Source organism: Alicyclobacillus kakegawensis NBRC 103104, from assembly GCF_001552655.1.
GTDB classification, from domain to species: domain Bacteria; phylum Bacillota; class Bacilli; order Alicyclobacillales; family Alicyclobacillaceae; genus Alicyclobacillus_G; species Alicyclobacillus_G kakegawensis.
Map to the genome: position 1 here is coordinate 88,973 of NZ_BCRP01000003.1, position 20,007 is coordinate 108,979.

Sequence of the window (20,007 nt, forward strand, 5' to 3'; positions counted from 1 at the left end):
CCTCTCATCCTCCTCAGCTTGTGGCTAACCGTGCGCCACCCTCCGGATATAATTGAAGGCCGCTTGCTGGACAGCCGCCCAGTAGAGAGACGTGTCGACCTCCCCCACAAGGTAGCCCAACACGTCCACCGGCCGGCCGACGTGCTGTTCCAGCAGCACCCGCTGCCCCAGCGCCGCCTGGCGAGCCGGCCGCAGGCCCCCCGGCGCTTCCACGACCATCCACAACCGCTCGGCGGCCGGTTGTCGGGACAGATGGGACAACCAGTCTGACACTTGCTCTGGCCCCATGGTGCCGTCCAGGTGCACGATGATGTCGTCTACGGGCTGCTCGGGCCAGGATTCCACAACCATCGGCTGGGGAGCGCGCCCAGCGTCCTGTCGCTCGGGCTCGCCCCCGAGCCGGCGCCGCACCGCCGCCAGGAATTGCTGGGCAAACCCGGGACTGGCGCCAGGGGCGCGCAGAAACGCCAGGGAGCGCATGGCCCCGGGCATCGCCGCTGCTTGGCCCTGCCGGGCTTTCATCAATGAGCGCAGGGGAGACGCCTGATCCCCCATCATGCAGGACCCTCCCCTTGCATCCGCCGCAGCCACTCGGCCAGCGACACCGTGGCGATATCGTCCGGGACGTTTTGCCCCATGGTCGCGTAAGAAGGCGGCCGCCGACACTCCCAGACCAGGTTGATGACCGATCCGTACGTTCTTGTCTCATCCAGCTTCGTAAACAGAAACTTGTCGAAGACGACATCGCGAAAACGCGCCACGATTTCGAACAGGTCTTCGTCTTTGGCGGTAAGCCCCAGTACCAGGTATGTCTCGTCCGGACGTGCCAGCTCAATTACTCGCCGCGTCTGCTCCGCATGGCGCGGAGCGAGCAGATTGTGGCCCGCCGTGTCAATGAACACGCGGTCGTACCCGGCGAGCGCGGCGAGCGCCTGCGGCAACTCGGCCACATCCTCCACCACCGTCATCGGGGCGTTCATGATCTGCGCGTACGTGCGCAGCTGCTCCACGGCCGCGATGCGGAACAGATCGGTCGTCACCAGCGCCACCCTCTGGCCGGCCAGAACATGCAGCGCGGCCAGCTTGGCGATGGTCGTGGTTTTGCCGACGCCCGTAGGCCCCACAAACACCGCCACCCGCGAAGCGTTGCCAAGGGGACTTGCATCCAACCCACCCAGCCGCTGGCGCAGCAAAAGCTCAATCTGCGCCCAGTCGAGGCCCGGCTTGAGCAAGGCGGGGACGCGCACGCCGTGGCGCTTCAGACACGCAGCAGGCCCCTGGGCCGATCCGGTCGCTGGCTGTGACACCGGCACGTCGGCTCCGGATGCAGCCAACACCTCAATGCGCGAACTCCGGACCAGCCCCAGCCAGCGTCGTTCATGAATGCGGCGACTGCTCAAAATCACGGCGTCGTGTCCGAGGTCCCGGCGGATCTGCGGCAGTGCCTCCGGCATCTCCTTGACGACGTAGCGCTTGACGACCATCAGAGATTCACCACCCCGCCACTTTCAATCTCCACGGCCGGATCGAGTTCACTGTAAGAGAGCACCGTCAAATCCGGCAGAAACCGCGCGAGCCAGCGCCGCACCGGCAGCCGCAGCTGCGGGTGTGTCAGCAGAATCGGTGTCTTGCCCAGCGCCGTCAGCCGATTCGACTCCTCCTGCAAACGCCGGTAGATTTGCTGGGCCAGGTTCGGATCGACCGCAATCTGCGCACTGCCCTCCTGCATCAACAGCGACTGCTGCAGGCGTTCCTCGACGGTCGGGGAAAACGTGATCACCGTCAGCGGCTGCCCGGGCACACGGAACTGGTGACAGATTTGCCGAGACAGGGCTTGGCGCACGCGCTCGGTGAGGTAATCGGGGTCTTTGCTCACACTGGCCGCGTCGGCCAAGGTCTCCAAAATCGACACCAAGTCTCGAATCGATACCTTTTCCTGCAGCAGGTTCACGAGGACCTTCTGCACCTGGCCGAGCGACAGGACGCCCGGCACCAGGTCGTCCACCAGGGCCGGCGCCGCTTCCCGCACATGGTCCAACAGGGCCTTGGTCTCCTGCCGTCCCAACAGTTCGTGGGCGTGGCGGCGCAGTACCTCGGTCAGATGCGTCGCGATGACGGTGGGCAGGTCCACCACCGTATAGCCGGCTGCCTCGGCCCGAGCCTTCATGTCCTTATCAACCCACAGCGCGGGCATCCCGAACGCGGGGTCAGTCGTCGCGATGCCTTGAACGTTGGGATCCTCAGGCCCGGGGCTCATGGCCAGCCAATGACCCATTTGCAACTGCGCGCCCGCCACCTGAAGACCGCGTATCTTCAACACATACTCGGAAGGCTTGAGTTGCACATTGTCACGCAGCCGGATGGTGGGGATTACGATGCCCAGTTCCAGCGCCAACTGGCGGCGGATGGCGGCCACACGCTCCAGCAGGTCTCCCCCTTGTTTGGCGTCCACCAGCGGGATCAACCCATAGCCGAATTCAAACTCCACCGGCTCCACTGTCAGCAGCGACAACACGCTTTCCGGCTTTTTGGTCTGCTCATGCTGGCTGCGGACACGCTCTTCCGCCTGCTTGGCCTGTTGACGCGACAACTGCTGCTGCCGCTGCCAGGCGAGAAAGGCGGCCAGCAGGGCAACGGGCAAAGCGCGCATGAGCCCGATGGGAGTCGCCAAGCCCAGCAGGAACACGGCGCCAGCGGCAATGTACAGGGTGCGCGGATTGGAAAACACCTGGCCGAGCACGTCCGTACCCAGATTGGTCTCCGAAGCCGCCCGCGTCACCATCAGGCCGGTGGCGGTCGAGAGCAGCAGGGCGGGGATTTGACTGACCAGCCCGTCGCCGACAGAAAGCAACGTGTACGTTTGAGCGGCTTGCTGCCAATCCATGTGGTTCATCATCATGCCGATGATGAACCCGCCCACCACATTGACGGCCACAATCAACAAGGAGGCGATGGCATCGCCCCGGACGAACTTGGACGCGCCGTCCATGGCGCCGTAAAAATCGGCCTCCCGTTCAATCGCCTGGCGTCGCCTGCGCGCCTCCTCTTCGCTGATGAGGCCGGCGTTCAAATCGGCATCGATGGCAATCTGTTTCCCCGGCATGGCGTCCAGCGTGAAGCGGGCGGCGACCTCCGCCACCCGTTCGGCCCCGCGAGTGATGACAATAAACTGGATGATGGCGAGGATGAGGAAGATGATGAAGCCGACCACCAAATTGCCCCGGACCACGAAGCTGCCGAAGGTCTGGATGACTTCGCCGGCGTCGTGCTGGGTCAGAATCAGCCGGGTGGAGGACACGTTTAGCGCTAGCCGATACAAGGTGGTGACCAAAAGCAGGGACGGGAACACGGAAAACTCCAGCGGTTCGCGCGTGTTCATGGCCACCAGCAGCACCGTCACGGAGACAAACAGATTGATGATAAGGAGCACGTCGAGCAGGGTCTTGTTGATAGGCAACACCATCATGGCGACGATGCCAATGACGGCGACCATGACGATGATATCGGACCGTTTTTTCACGACCGCACCCCCATCCTTTCATCCCGCATACGGTACACGTGGGCCAGAACCTGCGCCACCGCCTGGTACAGCTCCTCCGGAATCGGATCGCCGATGTCGACGTTCCGGTACAGCGCCTGGGCCAACGGCTTCTGCTCCACCACCGGCACGCCATGCTCGCGCGCCAACTGGCGGATGCGCCTGGCCACATCCTCGGCCCCTTTGGCTGTCACGCAAGGAGCCCGCATCACGTTTGCGTCGTAGCGCAGGGCCACCGCCAAGTGGGTTGGGTTGGTGACGACCACGTCGGCCTTCGGCACCTCCTGCATCATGCGCCGCATCGCAAGCGCCCGCCCGCGCTTGCGGATCGTCGATTTGATGAGCGGATCGCCCTCCTCACGCTTCAGCTCATCCTTGATCTCCTGCAGCGACATGCGAATGCTCCGCTCAAAATCAAACCGCTGGTACAGGTAATCCAGTCCCCCCAGGACCACCATCAAAGCGGCAATGATGACCGCAATCTGGAACACCATGTGGCCCACCAGGGCGGGTAGGGCGGCCGGATTGACCCCGCTGAGGCCGGCTAGTCCGACGAGCACTCTGCGGACACCGACATACGCGCCCACGGCGACCACCAGGAGCTTGAGCAGGGATTTCACACCCTCCATCGCGGTGCGCAGGCTCACCAGCCGTTTCAGTCCGGCCAAGGGGTTGATGCGTTGCAGATCCGGAACGAGCCGCTTGGGCCAAAAGCCCGGGCCCACCTGGGCGAAGGCGGCTGCCCCAGCCACAGCCAGGACCACGCCGAGCCAGGGCGCCAGCATGCGCACAAACACCCACACGCCTTCCCGAAACACCCGGCCGGGATCTAGTGCGGTCGCGTCTAACTCCGCGGCGTGGGCAAAATCGGAGCGTATCAAGCTCTCCCACTGGTTCCAAATCCCCGGGCCGAAGACCCGCAATGCAGCCAGAGAGGCCAGCAGCACCAAGGCTGACGTCAACTCCGGGGAACGCACGACGCGCCCTTCCCGCCGTATTCTGCGCCGCTTGGCGGGCGTGGCTCGTTCCGTCTTCTCGCCGGCGAACCGCTGCAGGTTGAGACGCTGCACCGCCGTTACCCCCCCAGCCACTGTAGTGTCGTGTTGAGTTCTGAGAACAACCAGGAAAACACGCGTCCAAACAGATACACCAGCCCGGGCATGGCCGCGGCCATCACCGCCAATCCGACCAGCAGTTTCACAGGCAGCCCGACCACGAATACGTTCATCTGCGGCACAGCGCGGGACAGCAAGGCAAACGTGATGTCAGTCAACAAGAGCGCGACCAACAGGGGGGCTGCCACCTCCAGCGCCACGGCCATCGCCATCGACAAGGCTTCGGTGAGAACGGTCCACGGGTGGGCAGGGACGGCAAACGCACCGACGCCCACATAGCGGTAGCTCTGCAAGATGCACAGCGTCATCCCGTCCAACCCGTCCGCCGCAACAAAATACAGGCTGAACAGGACCTGCAGGAACATACCGCCGATAGCCGTCTGCGCGCCCGTGGCCAGTCCTTGATCCAGCAGGGTGGCCAGATTGAAACCCACCTGCACGTCGAACATCTGTCCCGCCATGGAAATGACGGAAAACACCAAGGTGGCGAGAAACCCCAGCAGCAGACCGACCACCGCCTCTTTCAGCGCCAGCAGCAGATAGCCGCCCGGATCGGCAAACGGGTCGACGGCGCTTGGCGGCTGGAGCGGAGCCACCCACAGCGCCACAAGCCCTGCCAACCCCACGTTGGCGATGACCGGCCACGCGCGCACCGACAGGAGCGGCGAAGCTACGAAAAAGGCGGTGACACGCACCATGACCAGGAAGACCAACGGATAGTGACTGATGGCGTAAGTCCACATGTCAGTTCACAAACGACATCAGATTGCCCAGGATGCCCCGCGTGAACTCCAGCATGTCGGTCAACATGAACGGACCGAACAGCACCAAAGCCAGTATGACCGCTGCAATCTTCGGAATGAAAGCCAGGGTCTGCTCCTGGATCTGCGTCGTCGCCTGAAAAATACTGACAATCAAGCCGATGCCGAGACCAAACAGGAGAATTGGGGCGGTGACCTTGATCACCAGCCAGATCACCTGTTGACCGAGGCCGAGGATAAAATTGGCGTCCATCACGCACTCCCTCCAGCGGCCGCATCACGTATAGCCGTGCAGCAGCGACCCCACAACGAGATTCCAGCCATCGACCATGACAAACAACAGAATCTTGAACGGCAGGGAGATGACCACCGGCGGCAGCATCATCATCCCCATCGACATCAGGATGGTGGAGACCACCAGATCAATGACAAGAAACGGGAGATAAATCATAAACCCGATTTCAAACGCCGTCTTGAGTTCACTGATGGTGTAGGCCGGCACCAGCGCGGACAAGGGAATCTTCGCGACGGATTTGGGCCGGTTCATGTGCCGATACTGCAAAAATAGGTCCAGGTCGGCGTTGCGCGTGTGCTTGGCCATGAACTCCTTGAACGGGACCTCCGCCCGCGTCAGCGCCGTCGACTGCGAAATCTGTCCATGCAAGTAAGGTTGCAGCGCGTGTTGATTGACAGCAGACAAGGTCGGCTGCATGACGAACAACGTGATGAACAGCGCCAGTCCAATCAACACCTGGTTAGGCGGCGTCTGCTGCAGGGCCAAGGCGTTGCGCGTGAATGACAAAACGACAATGATACGGGTGAAACAGGTCATCAGAATCAAGATTGCCGGCGCCAGGGATAAGACCGTCAACAGCACGACGATCTGCAGCGTCGTCTCCACCGAATTGCGAGAGCCGCCGCCAATCGACAGGTGGACGCCCGGGAGCACCGTCGTGTCTGCCGCCTCGGCGGGCGTCGCCCACAGGAACGCCCCGATGAGCACCACCACCACGGTGCCCACCAAGGTCGCGAGGATACGGCGTCTGCGCGTCATTTGAAGTCCTCCTCGCCAAGTTGCACCCACTCTTTGCTCAAAACCTGCGAAAACGAAGGGCGTACCGCCGCATCGTCCTTGTGGCCGTGCGCTCGGTGTTCTTGGGCGGCCGCATCGGACCCGGTATTCTCGTCCGCCTCTGGCCGCTCCGTGGGCGCCTGGGCGCGCCCGCTCTCCAGCAGACGTTTGTTGCGCACCGCCTGCAGCGCCGCCGCCAGCACGGCAACGGGAGAATCCGCCGACGCGGAAACTGCTGTTCCCCATGCCCCTCCGGGGGCCGGGTAGTCTTCCGTCACGTCCGCCAGGAGACTGACCTGCTCCCCGACACCAATCAGGTAACGCCTGTTCTCCACCTGAATCACCTGGACAAACCGGCCCGGCGCAATTTGCCGCGCCGCCAGCACCTCGATGGCGCCTTTAGCGGGCACCCCGCCCTTGCTGCCAAGCCAACGCAGCGTCAGCAAGACCAAAGCGAGAATCACCCCGAGGGCCAGCAACAGGCGCAGCCCCATCAGCCACGCGTTGCCGGCGGCAGAATCCACCGCCGGCGTCTTTGCCCAGGCCACGGACAGCCACCCACCCGCCGCCCATCCTAAAGTGGTCGCTCCGAACAGGTTTCGGAGGCGTTGTCTCCAACTCACCGCTTGTCCTCCAACCTTCAAGCCAACGCCTTTTGCACAGCTTCCAGCACGCGATCCGCCTGAAACGGCTTGACCACAAAGTCGCGGGCGCCGGCCTGGATCGCGTCGATCACCATGGCCTGTTGCCCCATCGCCGAACACATGATGACGCGCGCCCCCGGATCCAGCGCGCGGATCTTCTTGAGCGCGCCGATGCCGTCCAACTCCGGCATGGTGATGTCGAGAGTCACCAAATCCGGGCGCAGTTCCTGGTACTTGTCCACGGCCTCATTGCCGTCGGCAGCCTCGCCGATCACCTGATAGCCGTTTTTGGTCAGGATGTCTTTAATCATCATCCGCATGAACGCTGCATCGTCTACCACCAAAATCCGCTTGGACACCTTGCATCCACCTCTCATTGCAACTTTCGAACCCGGTCCGACGGGCTGATGATCTCGGTCACGCGCACGCCGAAGTTCTCATCGATGACAACCACTTCCCCGGTTGCGACGCGCTTATTGTTGACGAGGATATCCACCGGCTCCCCGGCCAGCTTGTCCAGTTCCACGACGGTACCCTGCGTCCAATTCAGGATATCACCAATTTTCTTCTTCGTGCGCCCCAATTCGACCGTCACATGGAGGGGCACGTCAAGCAACAATGCCAGATTGCGCGGCTCCCCTTCCCGGGCAGCCGTCTCCGCGCTCAGGTCGACAAATTCCGGGCGCACCACCCGAGCCGGCCGGGCATTCACTTGCGTGGGTCGCGGACCCGCGTAGGCCGCCGCCGTCTCCGCCGCGGCGCCGCGGTCTGACGCTGCCGCAGCGGCCGCTTGCGCCGCACCCTGGGCTCCCCCGCCGTCCGCCCCCACCGGTTCCGGGGAACTTGGCCCACCGTCTCCCTCCGTCGCCGCACCTTCGTCTGCATCGGAGGAACCATCCGGCGACCTTACCAAATTGACCATTTCCTTTGCGAAGGACAAGGGCAACCATTGCATAATGGTCGAATCAATCAAAGTGCCCACCCGCATGCGAAACGACACGTTGACAATCGGACCGGAGACCCCGAAATGCCACTCCTCGCTGGAAAGGTCGACAAACTGCACCTCAGGCGGAGAGATGTTGATGGGCCTGCCGAAAATCTGGGACATCGCCGTCGCCGCACCGCCCATCATCTGATTCATCGCTTCCGCGACGGCAGACAGGTGCAGTTCATTGAGTTCATCCGGGACGTTCTCCCCGTTGCCGCCCAGCATGAGATCGGCAATCGTCTTCGCATCATCCAATTGCACCAACAAAACGTTGGTCCCGGTCAAGCCTTCTGTGTATTGCACCCCAACCACGACAAACGGCTTAGGAAACTCCCCGCGCAGGTTTTCCGCCTGGTACAGACTGACCGTCGGGGTGGTGATCTCCACCCGCTGCTGCAACAACGTTGACAGCGACGTGGCGGCAGCACCGAAGCTGATGTTCCCGATTTCCCCAAGCACGTCCATGTCTTCCCCAGTGATGGAGAAGGAGTCGCTCTCGGGCGCGCCGTCGCCAGTGGAGGCGGTCGACGCCTGTTGCAACAAGGCGTCAATCTCCGCCTGCGACAGCTTCTGGTGGTCCGTCATCGTCATACACCTCTTTCCACAAGCTGAGAACCTGCACCGCCATCTTATCCCGGGAGCGGCCCAACCTGGCCGTGAACATCGGAACGCCGTCCACAAACACCCGGATCGGATCGTGAATGCCGGTGTTCAACGGGATCATGTCGTCGACATTGATGTCGAGCAGTTCCTCCAGGGTCAACTCGGCGGAACCCAGTTCAGCGGTGACCTCCACGTCCACAGCTTGCATGTGGCCCGCCAAGGCGGGGCCTGACGAGCCATCCTGTTTCGCCACTGCGGCGTCAAACAGGTACTGGGTGGTCAGCTTGGGTACCAAGGGCTCCACCGTGACGTATGGAATGCAAATGTTCCACAGACCCGACACCCCGCCTATGCGCGCACTCAGGGTGATCACCAGCACCGTCTCGTTGGGCGTGGCCAACTGCAGGAACTGGGGATTGCTCTCGAACGTCAACAGGTGCGGATTCAGGTCCGCCACACTCCGCCAGGCCTCGGCAAAGAAATTGCCCATGCCGGATAGCCCGCGCTCTAATAGCCCCTGTTCGATTTCCGTCAGCTCCCGTTCCCGATACGGTCCCTGCGGCGTCCCCCCCAGCATCCGGTCCAGGAGCGCGAACACCACTTGCGGGTTCATCTCCACAACCACCTTGCCGGTGAGCGGAGTGAACTCCATCACTTCCATCACCGTAAGTGCGGGAACCGACCGGATGAACTCCTCGTAGGGAACCTGATCCACCGATTCGACCTGAATCTGGACAATAATCCGCAGCTGCGCCGCCAGCTGCGTGGTCAACAGACGCGCGAAGTGTTCGTGGATGCGCGCGATGATGCGCATCTGGTCCTTGGAAAACCGCATCGCCCGGCGGAAATCGTAAACGCGAACCGATTTCTCCTCGGCCGCCTCGCGGATTTCCTCCGCCTTCAATTGACCGCTGGTAAGGGCCGACAACAAGGCGTCAATTTCGCTTTGCGACAGAACTTCCGACACAGAGCCCGCCCCTTTCTACTGCGTCACAAGGTTAAGAATGAGTACCTTTTCCACGCGCCCATCGGGGAGCAACTGATTGACTCTATCCAATACGGTCTGTTTCAACTGATTGACCCCCGTGTCCGTGGCCAGTTGGGCGGCTGTGAACCGACGCATCGTCGCATTCAGAAGGTCCAAAAGCGCCGGCTTCATATCGGACAACTCTTGCTTTGTCGCATCGTCCTGCGGTAGCAACGCGATGGTGAACTGAACTAATCCGTCCCCTTTCAAATTTGTCGTGGTTTGCGGCAGTTGAACCAGCAATGCGTGTTGCTGGGCCGGTGACAACGTCTTGTTGTCCGGCTTTGCCGTGGCCGTCGGCCGCCAATATTTATACCAGCCGACCGCCACGGCAAGGCACACAGCAATCGCTGCAATGGCGGCAGACATGACCAAGAGCATCCTCTTCAAAACTCTCCACTCCCTCGTTGCATTCCACTCATCCAACCGGCGGCTGCCAGAAATTCCACCACCGCCTGCCGAATCTGCTCCGGCGTCTCCCTGACCACGTACTTGTGGGAGTTCGACAACGTCACCACCGAGTCCGGCGTGCTTTCAATCGATTCAATGAGCAGAGGGTTCAACCACACGGCGCTGCCGTTCAGGCGTGTCAATTCAATCACCCAGCGTTCCCCCTCTTCCGGGCGGCCGGGAGTCCCCTGGCCGCCCGCCGGACCAGCGGCCGTCCGGATTAACTGTTCTTGAGGTTGACGATGTCGTTCAAAATCGCGTTGTCGGTGCCGATGACCTTCGAGTTCGCGTCAAACCCGCGCTGAGCGATAATCATGTTGCTGAACTCCTGAGTCAGGTCGACGTTGGACATCTCCAGCGCTCCCGATTGAATCAAGCCGGCGCCGTTGGTCTCTGGCTGCGTAAGAGTTGGAGTACCAGAGTTGGGAGCCACTTGGTACATCGTGTCACCCACCTTCTCCAGCCCGGCCGGGTTGGGGAACATGGCCAACGCTATCTGCCCTATCGTGGTCAGAGTGTTGGTGGCCTTATCCGTGGCGGTTACCGTGCCGTCCAGACCGATGCTGATGTCGGTGTACTGGTTTGGATCCACCCGGAGATCCACCAAATTGCCCGTCGCTGCGTCATAACCTATCAACTTCGCGCCATTGGGCAAAACGAGATACCCATTGTCATCAACCGTAAAATTGCCTGCCCGCGTGTAATACCGATTGCCGTTCATGTCGACGACGAACAACCCGTTCCCCTGAATGGCCAGGTCGGTCGGATTGTTGGTCGTCTCCGGAGCGCCCTGAGTGAACAGCGTGTCGATGGCGCCCACCTTCACCCCGAGGCCGATCTGTTGCGGATTCGTCCCGCCGAGTCCGCCTGCCGGGGCGGCGCCGGTGTTGATGGTTTGGCTGAGAATATCGCTGAAATCAGCACGGCCGGCTTTGAAGCCAGGAGTGTCGACATTGGCGATGTTGTTGCTGATGACATCCAGGTCCGTTTGAAACGCCTGCATGCCGGAAATGGCCGAATACATGGAACGCAGCATTGTTTCTCACTCCCTGCTTGGAATGCCCGTATCGTTGCCCGCCAGGCGGCCAACGCCTCTCCTCAAGCGGAATCGCTCACCTGCTGAAGGGAGCTGAGCGCATAATTGGTCCCGTTGACCACCAACTCCGGACTGCCGTTGACGTAGCGAACAGCCGTCACCACGCCGGAGACGGTGCTTCCGTCATCCGCCGTAACGACCACATTGGAACCAAGCAACTGGTGCGCATAAGATGCCTGATAGATACCGGCTAGGGATTGCAAAGTACTGAGCACCGACTGATCCGTCTGGGCCACGTTGGTCATTTGCTCGAGCGCGGTGAACTGCGCCAACTGCGAGAGAAACTGTGTATCGTCCATCGGCTCCAGCGGATCCTGGTACTGCATCTCGGTCACCATCATCTGCAAAAACGCGTTCTCGTCCAGGTTGCCTCCCGGCGCCGTTACCTGACTCGACATGTGTCCTCGCCTCCTCCGCGGTGAAGATGATTGCCGGTTACGCGCGCGCGACAAAGCCGATGGACTGACCGCTCATCCAGGCCCCGAGTCCGCCGGCGTCAGGGCCTGCCAGCGCTTGCCCCGGCGCGGCGGTCACCTCTGCGGCGGTGCGCCACTTGGCCGAACGCTCACGCTCCCGGTCCGATCCCCCACCGGCGCCGCCGGCGCCCGAGCTGGAGCTGTTGCTGCCGAATCCCACCTGCAGGCCGGACAACTGGACACCCGCGTCCTGCAGGGCGTGCGTCAGCGCGGCCGATTGCTGGTGCAACCAGCTGACGGTGGCCGGATGCGCAGCCGTAATCTGCACGGCGACGCCGTTACCTGTCTCGGACACGGTCACCGACAACGGACCTAAACCCTCGGGGCGAACCGAAACCTCTAGGGTGGCCGCACCCTGAGCAACCTGCCTGTGCACCACCTCGGCCAGCTGTCGAGATGCGAGCGGGTGAGCAAGTTGAACCACAGGTTGGCTCGTCATCTGTGATGGAGCCGCGTCAATCCGTCCGGATGCGCTTGGAGACGCATCCAGCTGCCCGCCCAAGGCCGCTGCGAATCCTGCCGCCGACGGACGTCCCGCCGTCGGCGCGGATTGATTGGACGGGCCGACCTCGCCATGCGAGCGCGGCGTCAACTGGTCCTCGCCAGTCATGTCGGCGTGCTGGCGTTGGGTCGGTTTACCTGCCGTATCCTTGCCGGAGCCCCAAGGGGCTGACGTCACGCCCACCCGAGGGCTGTCCACGTGGGAGCGTGCCCCTTGAGCCCAGTCCTGTTCCGCCGGATTCCGCTGTGCGACGGATTGCGCAGGTTGCTGCCCGGTCGCCTCCGCGCGCCCCAGGGGCGACTCAGACCGACCATCCTCTTTGGCGGACGCGTTCGCCCGCACGCCCGAGGCGGGTGTTTCCCTGCCAGCTCCAGCGGTGCCAAGGAGCGAAGGCTCGGCTTCAGGCGCCACCCCACCCGGCCTCGCCAGCGCCTTTGCGCCCGACGGATGTGGCTCCGTGGCGCCACCGCTTTGTCCGTCCCCAGTGCCGACATCTATGGAACGTTCCCTGGCTACGGACTGCGCGTGAGCTTCCATGGCCCTGCCGGCGTTCCCCGGACTTGCGCGGGCCTGCGTCCGCCCGATGCTCGTCCCCTCCGGGGACTTGTGCACCGGGCCGTCCTCCACCCGGCTCGGGTTGCCTGCCCCCGCCTGCGCCAGCAGGAACAGCCAGGCGGAAAAATCGTGCGGGGACGGGGCGGTCTGCTGCCGACTTGTCGGTTCCAACTCGACCTGATGGAAGCCTGCCCGGCGTCTCCCCGAGGCCTCCCGGAGGGAGGGCTGCCCCTTTGGCGCCACCGCCGACCGCAGCTTCCCTTTGTCCAGGGTTGTCAACGAGGGCGGCGTCCCCGGCGCCCGCGGGGCCTGCCCCGAGAATGGGAAGCTGTGCATCACACCTGTCACCTCCCTTCACGCTGTGTCAGCCAACCTGATTTCCGTTTGCTAAACTCTGCCCGCCAGTTCCATTCGCCGGCATGGCGGTCGCGCCCGTCGCCGCTCCCGCGCCATTGGCCGACCCGTTCGCGGCGCCTTCCGCGGCGGATTTGGCGAGGATCTTGCTCGCCCGGGCGGCATCCATCTCGGCCAGGATGGCCCCCGAGTCGGCCGCTGACATCTCCGCCACCACCTGAGCAGCTTCATCGATGGACATCTGATCCAGGACTTTGGCCGCGGCTTGGGGTTCCATGTCTTTTAGCACCTTGGCCTCGGCTTGCGCCTTGGCCTGGGACGCGGCGGCTTCTGTCAATTTCCGCCGCGCCGCCTGCAGCTGAGAGTCAAGCCGTCGATTGGCCTGCTGTTCGGACTGCAGCTCAGCCTTCAGCTGGGCGTTTTGCTGCTGCAACTGGGTCAACCGACTTTTTTGCTGGGCCAGCCTGTACGAAAGCTGGTCCTGCTTGGACGCGGATGACCCAGATGTCTGAGACCCCAGGTGCAGGTCCTGGCGCACGGTCTGCCAGACGGGAAAACCGAGGTACTGCAGCGCCGCCGCCACCATGACGGCAGCGGCCAAGAGCGGCACCACGATGACCAAGAGGAACCATGCCACTTTCCGGCCGGCAGAATCGTTGGCCTCCAGCTCCTTCTTCTGGCGCGCTGGCGCAGCCGCTGCCCGTCCTTGACTCTTTGGCTTTCCTGCCTGCACCTCATTCACCCGCCCCGGGCTGCACCCTCATCTGCAGCCCGATTTCATCCAGTTGGCGCTGCTCGCTCCTTTGTCGCTCGGCGGCGATTTGGGACCGACGTTGCCGCAACAGCACGTCCCACCGCAGCTGCTCCTGGTGAGCCGCTCGCACTTCCTTGCGCCCCTGCTCCACCGCCGCCTCCAGGCCTTCCACGCGTTCACCGACCCGTTTTCCAGCGGCTTGCAACGCTTCGGCATACAACTGCCACAGCCACCAATCCCGCCCCGATGGCGCCCGCAGCCGCGCCGCCAACGCGCGTCGGCGCTCTTCGCGCACCTGCTCCCACTCTTCCCGAGCGGCGGCCGCCTGCCGTTGCGCCTGGGCCAGGCGGAGCAGCTTCATCTCTTCCAGGCGCACGTTCACTTGATGCATCCGCTGCGGAACCTGCAGCTTGCGATTCATTCACTCACCCCCGCCAACTCGCACAGTCTCGCCACCGTCTCCTCGACCGTGGCGGACTCCTCCTCGCCTTGCTCCAGGAATCGGCGCAATTCAGGCATCCGAGAGATGGCCACATCGGTCTCCTTATCCAGCCCGGACTGATAAGCCCCTATCCGCAGCAGATCCTCGACCTCTTTGTAGCGCTGCAGCCAAGCGCGCACCTGGACGGCGGCTTGGCGGTGGCTCGGGCCGGCCAGGCGGGAAAACAGGCGGCTCACACTCGCCAGCACGTCCACCGCCGGAAATCTCCCTGCATTGGCCAAATCGCGCGACAGGACAATGTGTCCATCCAGGATGCCGCGGACCGCGTCAGCAATCGGATCGTTCAAGTCGTCCCCGTCCACCAACACGGTGTAAAAGGCCGTGATGCTACCGGTCTCCCCCGCCCCCGCTCGCTCCATCAGGCGCGGCAGGAGCGCGAAAACCGACGGCGTATAGCCGCGGCTGGTCGGCGGTTCACCGACAGCCAGGCCAATCTCCCGCTGTGCCATGGCAAAACGGGTCACAGAGTCCATCATCAGGTTGACGGCCAACCCTTGGTCCCGGAAGTACTCCGCAATCGCGGTCGCCGCAAACGCCGCTTTGAGCCGAATCAGGGCCGGCTGGTCCGATGTGGCGACCACGACGGTACTGCGCTGCTTGCCTTGTTCGCCCAAATCGTGCTCAAGGAATTCGCGCACCTCTCTGCCGCGTTCCCCAATCAGAGCAATAACGTTCACATCCGCCGAGGTGTTGCGGGCTATCATCCCCAGCAGGGTGCTCTTGCCGACGCCGCTGCCGGCGAAAATCCCCATCCGCTGGCCGAGGCCGACGGGCAGCAGCGCGTCGATGACACGGACCCCGGTTTGCACCTGGTCCAGAATAGGTCGCCGCGCCAACGGATTGGGCGGCGCCGCGTCCAGCGGCTGCGGCCGGGCATCCAGGATGGGACCCAAACCGTCCATCGGATAGCCCAGGCCGTCCAGCACACGCCCAAGCAGCCCCGGGCCGCACGGAACCGTCAAACGCTCGCCAAGAGCCAATACTTCCGCACCGGGCGCTATCGACGACAACTCCCCCAACGGCATCAGCAACAGCCGTTCGTCGCGGAATCCGACCACTTCGGCCAAACACTGCCTCCCATCTTGAGACAGGATGGAGCAGATGTCTCCGATGCTGGCGTATGGCCCCTTGGATTCCACGGTCATGCCCGCGACTTTGGCCACCCGACCATACAGCCGGAACCAACGCATGCTCTGCAATATGGGAGCGTAGGAGGCGGTCTCAGCCATCCTCTAACCCCCTCTCCAGAAGCTGCGGGAGGACCTGTTCCAACAGCTCCAGCTTCGTCTCAATCCGCGCGTCCAAGCGCCCGGCTTCGGATAGGACCTCACAGCCGCCGGGGCTGATGTCCGGATCAGGAACCACGGCGATCTCCCAATCCCCAGGCTTGCCCAGACGCCAACGAGGCTGGGCCTCGTTCGCCTGCCGGAAGTCGTCCGGGTGGACGCGCACCTCGACGTGGCTCCCCTCCAGCACGTAATCGAGCAGCTCCTGCACCATCTCCTCAACCTGAGCCGGGGCAAGCGTCAATTCACGGCGCAGGAGGACACGGACCGCCTCCATGGCGACACCGACCAGCAGCGGGCGGGCTGCCTGCAGGAGCCGCACGCGCTGCGCCTCCGCCTGGGCCACCACGGCCTGGGCCTGCGCAATTCGCTCCCGCCAGGCTTCGCGTGCCTCTGCCTCCCCCTGTTCCAATCCCTGCTGAAAGCCGGCGGAAAAACCCGCCTCTCTGGCCTGCGCGTGAATCTGCTCCTCTGCCCGCCGCGCGTCCTCCAACACCCGCTGGGCCTGACGCTGGGCCTCGGAGACGATGTCATCCGCCTGCTGCCGCGCCCGGGCCAGACACTCCTCCAGCCCCATCCGTTCAGCCACTTCGCCGGCCGCCACCCCGGAAGGCTCGACGTCCACGGCCCTCTGGGCCAGCGCGAGGGCAGGGCCTTCAATGGTGACCGATTCGACGGGGGGCCACGTCTGCGTGTTGGGCTTTAACACCTTAGACAATGATGTCATCTCCCCCAGCGCGAGCGACAATGATCTCACCGGCTTCTTCCAGCCTCCGGATCAGGCCGACAATCCGCTGCTGAGCATCCTCAACATCGCGCAAGCGGACGGGGCCCATGTATTCCATTTCCTCTTGAAACGACTCGGCCATCCGCTTGGACATGTTGTTGAAGATGACCTCCCGCACCTGTTCGCCCGCGACTTTGAGCGCCAGTTGCAGGTCTCTCGGGTCCACATCGCGAATGACCCGCTGAATGGAACGCGCATCCAGATACACGATGTCATCAAAGGTGAACATCCTCTGCTTGATGTTGTCGACAAGCTCGGGATCCTGCATGGCCAGGGTCTCCAGGATGGATTTCTCCGTCCCCCGGTCCACATTGTTCAAAATCTTCACCACCGAGTCCACGCCGCCCGTCATCTGGGCGTCCACATTCGTCATCATGGCCAGCTTGTTCTCCAGTACCTGTTCAACCTCAGCCACGACATCGGGAGATGTGCTGTTCATCAAGGCGATTCGCCTTGCCACATCCGCCTGCTGGTCATGCGGCAGCGAGGAGATCACCAGAGCAGCCTGGTCCGGATCAAGATAAGACAGCACCAACGCCATGGTCTGCGGATGCTCATCCTGCAAAAAGGTGGCCAGCTGCTGCGGGTCGGCCCTGCGAACCTGGTGGAACGGGCGGACTTGCAAAGCGGACGTCAGTTTGTGAAACACCCGCTCGGCCTCTTCCCGGCCGAGGGCCCGCTCCAGGACTTCGCGAGCATACTCGATGCCGCCGGTCAATATGTACTCTTTGGCCACCGCAATGTCGTGGAACTCCTGCAGCACCCGCTCCTCTAGGTCCGTGTCCACCTGTTGCAAGTTGGAGATCTCATAGGTCAACTGTTCAATCTCCTCTTCCGACAACTGTTGATAGACTCGGGCTGCCACTTCAGGGCCAAGGCTGATGAGCAGGATGGCGGCCTTTTGTTTGCCTGTCAATTCTCGTCTGCGCCGCTGCACCGCACCCGCCCCCTTGTACGACTAGTCACTGACAAGCCACGTCCGGATCAGATTGGCGAACTCCTCAGGCCGCTGCTGAGCCAGCCGCGCCAATTGGCGCTTGATTTGTTCGTCCTCCGTTAAGGACTCAGGCAAAGACTCCTCGCCGGCAGGAAGGCCGACGGGCTCTAGTTCCGCCTCTTCCTCGTTCTGGCGGCGCCTCCACCACAGCCACAGGCCGCCCGCCAGCAACAAGGCCGCGGCCAAAGCGGCCACCCACCACCAACGCCACGCTGCCGGGGCCGGCGTGGTAGCCTGTGTTTGGAAGGGAACTTTCATCACCGACACTGAATTCTGCGCATTGGCCCCCGTGGAAGCACCGACCGCATTTTTGACAAACTGCTGCACCTGCCGCATGACAGCCGGGGTGAGATTGGCACTGGCCGAATTCAGCATCACCCCGACGTCATACCCGTTGATTTGCACGGGGTCGCGCACCGTGGTGGTGTCGGTGTAGCTGTTGTCGTACGTGGTATTCGTTTCGTCATCTGTGGATTGGGACGTCGAATTGCCTGTGCCGTTTCCGGCGTAAGTGGGAAGTCCGGGATTGGTCGAAGATTGACCAGCCACGCCGCCGACGCCATTTCCTTGTGAATTGTCCGACTTGTGTATCACCTGTTGACTGGAGGGCAGCCCGGTATCCTGCCCTGGCACTGGCTGAACCACGTGCGACTTGCTCTGCACGCGATCAAACGTCACATTCGCGTGGACCACCACCACCGCATTCCCTGGTCCGACGATTTGCTCCAGCCCGGAAGTCAACCTTTGCTGGAGATCCTGCTCTAGCTCTTGCCGCTGGGCCAATTCCGTACCGGCCGTGACAGAGGTTGTGGATGCCGAGTTAGAGGACAAATCCACACCGTTTTGATCTACAACCGTGACGTTGCTTGCCGACAGCCCCTTGACCGAATGAGCGACCAACTGCTGAATTCCGGCCACCTGGGCGGAAGACAGCTGTACCCCTGTGCCCAACTGCACAAACACGGACGCTTTGGCCGTGTCCTGGGGCTGCGACACAAACACCTGTTCCTGCGGCATGACAATATGTACTTGCGCACTTTCAACGCCGTCGATGCTTTCGATTGTGTGGTTCAAACTCTGCTGGAGGGCATCCAAAACTTGTATGTTAAACTGGTCTTCCGTCATGCCGAAGGAATTCGAAACTGAACTGTAGCCGATGTATCCAGTGTCCGGGAGACCAGCCGTCGCCAACTGGATGCGGGCTTCATCGGCTTCACGCTGAGGTACCAGTACCGACGAGCCACTGATTTCGAATGGAATTTTGAGGTCTTCAAGCTTCGACTGGACTTCCCCAAGTGATTTATCGTCCAGTCCGCTCATGATTGTGACATAGTGAGGTCTCGACAGGAGCCATGCAGACACAGCGATGCAGGCAATCAACGCAGCAGCGGCAATCGCCAGATTTCGTCTTTGCCGACCGGACAAGCTTCCCCAGCGCGAACTCAAACGCGAACTCAGTTGTTGCCACCAACCGCCGAACGATGCGTTCAAACCAGTTCACCCTTACTTACATACTTAAAAACCCCTTTTCCCAACACAAAAGTGGTAGACAGGCGACCGCATCGTGTACGGGCACGGGTGCGTCCGGCGCGTCTGACTTGACCATCCTCAGGCGCCGAGCCAGTCCCCATGTGATTCTCTCTTTATGGCCTTCTATCTCTTTCTCTACGTTGTTTTCCCTCACGAGCGCCTATCTGCCGACGCCACGTCGCCGAGGTCAGATCACATCTGCATGTTCATCAACGATTGGTAAGCGCTGACCACCCGGTCCCGAGTCTGCACAACCAAATCCAAGGCCAGCGAAGCCTGTTGTTCCGCCACCATCAATTGGTCAATCGTCGTTGGCCCGCCGGCAGCATAGGACACCGCCGCCTGATCTGCCTGCTGCAAGATCCCGTTGACGTCATCCAGGGCTTTGCCCAACACGTCGCTGAACGACATTGTGCTCTTCGCGGACCCGCTCGCTGACGGTGTCAGAGTCGATGCGGACGAAGCCACACCGTTCACGCCTGTGACAGCCATAGACCTTCCTCCTCCATGAGAATCCGCTGCTCGCCGCTTATTTGCCCAATGAGATGGCAGCCGTCTCCATCTGTTTAGCGGCGTCAAACGCCGTCACGTTCGCCTGGTACGCGCGGGCCGCGGAAATCATGTCGACCATTTCGGTGGAAATGTCCACATTGGGCATCTGTACGTATCCATTGACCGCATCCGGATTCCCCGGATCATAAACAACCCGGAACGGGCTCGGGTCTTGCACAATCCCGACCACCTGAACGCCGGCATCCGGCTCCGTTTCCGATTGCGCCGCCGACAGCGCGTCCTGAAAGCTGTTCGTTCTGGGCGCCAGAATGACCATCTCTCGACGGTAGGGACCGCCCGTTGGGGTGCGCGTCGTATTCGCGTTGGCGATGTTGTTGGCGATAACATCCATGCGCACACGTTCAGCGGTCAATCCGGACGCGCTGATGGCCAAATCGCCTAGCCACGACACCGGTTA

Annotated in this window: 24 protein-coding genes; all 24 read right to left on the reverse strand. The window is 62.3% G+C overall.

Going from position 1 to position 20,007, the window contains the following annotated elements:
* Positions 1–24: 24 nt before the first annotated feature.
* The 24 genes from AK2_RS16790 to flgC all read right to left on the reverse strand — a co-directional run bounded on the left by AK2_RS16790 (position 25) and on the right by flgC (position 20,001).
* Positions 25–558, reverse strand: a complete 534-nt coding sequence (locus AK2_RS16790) for a hypothetical protein (protein ID WP_067931376.1) — start codon at positions 556–558, stop codon at positions 25–27.
* Positions 555–1,484 (reverse strand): flagellar biosynthesis protein FlhF, encoded by a 930-nt coding sequence (locus tag AK2_RS03235; protein ID WP_067931378.1) that lies wholly within the window; start codon positions 1,482–1,484, stop codon positions 555–557. The genes AK2_RS16790 and AK2_RS03235 overlap by 4 nt, the downstream gene beginning before the upstream one ends.
* Positions 1,484–3,520 (reverse strand): flagellar biosynthesis protein FlhA, encoded by a 2,037-nt coding sequence (gene flhA, locus AK2_RS03240; protein ID WP_083520807.1) that lies wholly within the window; start codon positions 3,518–3,520, stop codon positions 1,484–1,486. The genes AK2_RS03235 and flhA overlap by 1 nt, the downstream gene beginning before the upstream one ends.
* Complete coding sequence (flhB, locus tag AK2_RS03245) at positions 3,517–4,608, reverse strand: flagellar biosynthesis protein FlhB (RefSeq protein ID WP_067931380.1); 1,092 nt, start codon at positions 4,606–4,608, stop codon at positions 3,517–3,519. Before flhB ends, flhA begins: the two co-directional genes overlap by 4 nt.
* 5 nt (positions 4,609–4,613) lie before the next feature.
* A complete protein-coding gene (locus AK2_RS03250) occupies positions 4,614–5,396 on the reverse strand; it encodes a flagellar biosynthetic protein FliR (protein ID WP_067931381.1) in 783 nt (260 codons plus the stop codon).
* Position 5,397: 1 nt separating this feature from the next.
* Positions 5,398–5,667 carry a flagellar biosynthesis protein FliQ gene (fliQ, locus tag AK2_RS03255; protein WP_067931383.1) on the reverse strand — a complete coding sequence of 90 codons (270 nt, stop codon included), beginning with the start codon at positions 5,665–5,667 and terminating at the stop codon, positions 5,398–5,400.
* Between the two features lie 24 nt (positions 5,668–5,691).
* A complete protein-coding gene (fliP, locus tag AK2_RS03260) occupies positions 5,692–6,468 on the reverse strand; it encodes a flagellar type III secretion system pore protein FliP (RefSeq protein ID WP_067931385.1) in 777 nt (258 codons plus the stop codon).
* Positions 6,465–7,109 carry a flagellar biosynthetic protein FliO gene (locus tag AK2_RS03265; protein WP_067931387.1) on the reverse strand — a complete coding sequence of 215 codons (645 nt, stop codon included), beginning with the start codon at positions 7,107–7,109 and terminating at the stop codon, positions 6,465–6,467. Before AK2_RS03265 ends, fliP begins: the two co-directional genes overlap by 4 nt.
* A gap of 17 nt (positions 7,110–7,126) precedes the next feature.
* A complete protein-coding gene (locus tag AK2_RS03270; RefSeq protein WP_067921783.1) occupies positions 7,127–7,489 on the reverse strand; it encodes a response regulator in 363 nt (120 codons plus the stop codon).
* 14 nt (positions 7,490–7,503) lie between these two features.
* Complete coding sequence (gene fliY, locus AK2_RS03275; protein ID WP_067931389.1) at positions 7,504–8,703, reverse strand: flagellar motor switch phosphatase FliY; 1,200 nt, start codon at positions 8,701–8,703, stop codon at positions 7,504–7,506.
* Positions 8,666–9,688 (reverse strand): flagellar motor switch protein FliM, encoded by a 1,023-nt coding sequence (gene fliM, locus AK2_RS03280; protein ID WP_067931390.1) that lies wholly within the window; start codon positions 9,686–9,688, stop codon positions 8,666–8,668. Before fliM ends, fliY begins: the two co-directional genes overlap by 38 nt.
* Positions 9,689–9,703: 15 nt before the next feature.
* Complete coding sequence (locus tag AK2_RS03285) at positions 9,704–10,129, reverse strand: flagellar basal body-associated FliL family protein (RefSeq protein WP_067931392.1); 426 nt, start codon at positions 10,127–10,129, stop codon at positions 9,704–9,706.
* A gap of 5 nt (positions 10,130–10,134) precedes the next feature.
* On the reverse strand, positions 10,135–10,350 hold the full coding sequence (locus tag AK2_RS03290; protein WP_067921793.1) for a flagellar FlbD family protein: 216 nt from the start codon (positions 10,348–10,350) through the stop codon (positions 10,135–10,137).
* A 68-nt stretch (positions 10,351–10,418) separates the two neighbouring features.
* Positions 10,419–11,234: a flagellar basal-body rod protein FlgF gene (flgF, locus tag AK2_RS03295; protein WP_067931394.1), complete on the reverse strand. Its 816-nt coding sequence runs from the start codon at positions 11,232–11,234 to the stop codon at positions 10,419–10,421.
* Between the two features lie 62 nt (positions 11,235–11,296).
* Positions 11,297–11,746 (reverse strand): flagellar hook capping FlgD N-terminal domain-containing protein, encoded by a 450-nt coding sequence (locus AK2_RS03300; protein ID WP_281180611.1) that lies wholly within the window; start codon positions 11,744–11,746, stop codon positions 11,297–11,299.
* Entirely contained in the window at positions 11,730–13,163 is a 1,434-nt protein-coding gene (locus AK2_RS03305; RefSeq protein ID WP_245632758.1) for a flagellar hook-length control protein FliK, read from the reverse strand. Before AK2_RS03305 ends, AK2_RS03300 begins: the two co-directional genes overlap by 17 nt.
* A gap of 28 nt (positions 13,164–13,191) precedes the next feature.
* Positions 13,192–13,923, reverse strand: a complete 732-nt coding sequence (locus AK2_RS03310) for a MotE family protein (RefSeq protein WP_067931400.1) — start codon at positions 13,921–13,923, stop codon at positions 13,192–13,194.
* Positions 13,916–14,356, reverse strand: coding sequence for a flagellar FliJ family protein (locus AK2_RS03315; protein WP_067931402.1), 441 nt, complete (start codon positions 14,354–14,356; stop codon positions 13,916–13,918). Before AK2_RS03315 ends, AK2_RS03310 begins: the two co-directional genes overlap by 8 nt.
* Complete coding sequence (locus tag AK2_RS03320) at positions 14,353–15,666, reverse strand: FliI/YscN family ATPase (RefSeq protein ID WP_067931404.1); 1,314 nt, start codon at positions 15,664–15,666, stop codon at positions 14,353–14,355. The genes AK2_RS03315 and AK2_RS03320 overlap by 4 nt, the downstream gene beginning before the upstream one ends.
* Entirely contained in the window at positions 15,659–16,432 is a 774-nt protein-coding gene (locus AK2_RS03325) for a FliH/SctL family protein (RefSeq protein WP_245632759.1), read from the reverse strand. The genes AK2_RS03320 and AK2_RS03325 overlap by 8 nt, the downstream gene beginning before the upstream one ends.
* A 1-nt stretch (position 16,433) precedes the next feature.
* Entirely contained in the window at positions 16,434–17,447 is a 1,014-nt protein-coding gene (gene fliG / locus AK2_RS03330) for a flagellar motor switch protein FliG (protein ID WP_067931408.1), read from the reverse strand.
* 21 nt (positions 17,448–17,468) lie between these two features.
* Complete coding sequence (fliF, locus tag AK2_RS03335; protein WP_245632746.1) at positions 17,469–18,998, reverse strand: flagellar basal-body MS-ring/collar protein FliF; 1,530 nt, start codon at positions 18,996–18,998, stop codon at positions 17,469–17,471.
* A gap of 231 nt (positions 18,999–19,229) precedes the next feature.
* Positions 19,230–19,529: a flagellar hook-basal body complex protein FliE gene (fliE, locus tag AK2_RS03340; RefSeq protein ID WP_067931410.1), complete on the reverse strand. Its 300-nt coding sequence runs from the start codon at positions 19,527–19,529 to the stop codon at positions 19,230–19,232.
* A gap of 37 nt (positions 19,530–19,566) precedes the next feature.
* On the reverse strand, positions 19,567–20,001 hold the full coding sequence (flgC, locus tag AK2_RS03345; RefSeq protein ID WP_083520809.1) for a flagellar basal body rod protein FlgC: 435 nt from the start codon (positions 19,999–20,001) through the stop codon (positions 19,567–19,569).
* Positions 20,002–20,007 lie beyond the last annotated feature (6 nt).

Excerpts from the sequence above, each read along its gene's own strand:
- AK2_RS16790 (WP_067931376.1), bottom strand. The coding sequence starts at position 558 with ATGATGGGGGATCAGGCGTCTCCCCTGCGCTCATTGATGAAAGCCCGG.
- AK2_RS03235 (WP_067931378.1), bottom strand. The coding sequence starts at position 1,484 with ATGGTCGTCAAGCGCTACGTCGTCAAGGAGATGCCGGAGGCACTGCCG.
- AK2_RS03250 (WP_067931381.1), bottom strand. The coding sequence starts at position 5,396 with ATGTGGACTTACGCCATCAGTCACTATCCGTTGGTCTTCCTGGTCATG.
- fliQ (WP_067931383.1), bottom strand. The coding sequence starts at position 5,667 with ATGGACGCCAATTTTATCCTCGGCCTCGGTCAACAGGTGATCTGGCTG.
- fliP (WP_067931385.1), bottom strand. The coding sequence starts at position 6,468 with ATGACGCGCAGACGCCGTATCCTCGCGACCTTGGTGGGCACCGTGGTG.
- fliY (WP_067931389.1), bottom strand. The coding sequence starts at position 8,703 with ATGACGGACCACCAGAAGCTGTCGCAGGCGGAGATTGACGCCTTGTTG.
- AK2_RS03285 (WP_067931392.1), bottom strand. The coding sequence starts at position 10,129 with ATGCTCTTGGTCATGTCTGCCGCCATTGCAGCGATTGCTGTGTGCCTT.
- flgF (WP_067931394.1), bottom strand. The coding sequence starts at position 11,234 with ATGCTGCGTTCCATGTATTCGGCCATTTCCGGCATGCAGGCGTTTCAA.
- AK2_RS03305 (WP_245632758.1), bottom strand. The coding sequence starts at position 13,163 with ATGCACAGCTTCCCATTCTCGGGGCAGGCCCCGCGGGCGCCGGGGACG.
- AK2_RS03315 (WP_067931402.1), bottom strand. The coding sequence starts at position 14,356 with ATGAATCGCAAGCTGCAGGTTCCGCAGCGGATGCATCAAGTGAACGTG.
- AK2_RS03320 (WP_067931404.1), bottom strand. The coding sequence starts at position 15,666 with ATGGCTGAGACCGCCTCCTACGCTCCCATATTGCAGAGCATGCGTTGG.
- fliE (WP_067931410.1), bottom strand. The coding sequence starts at position 19,529 with ATGGCTGTCACAGGCGTGAACGGTGTGGCTTCGTCCGCATCGACTCTG.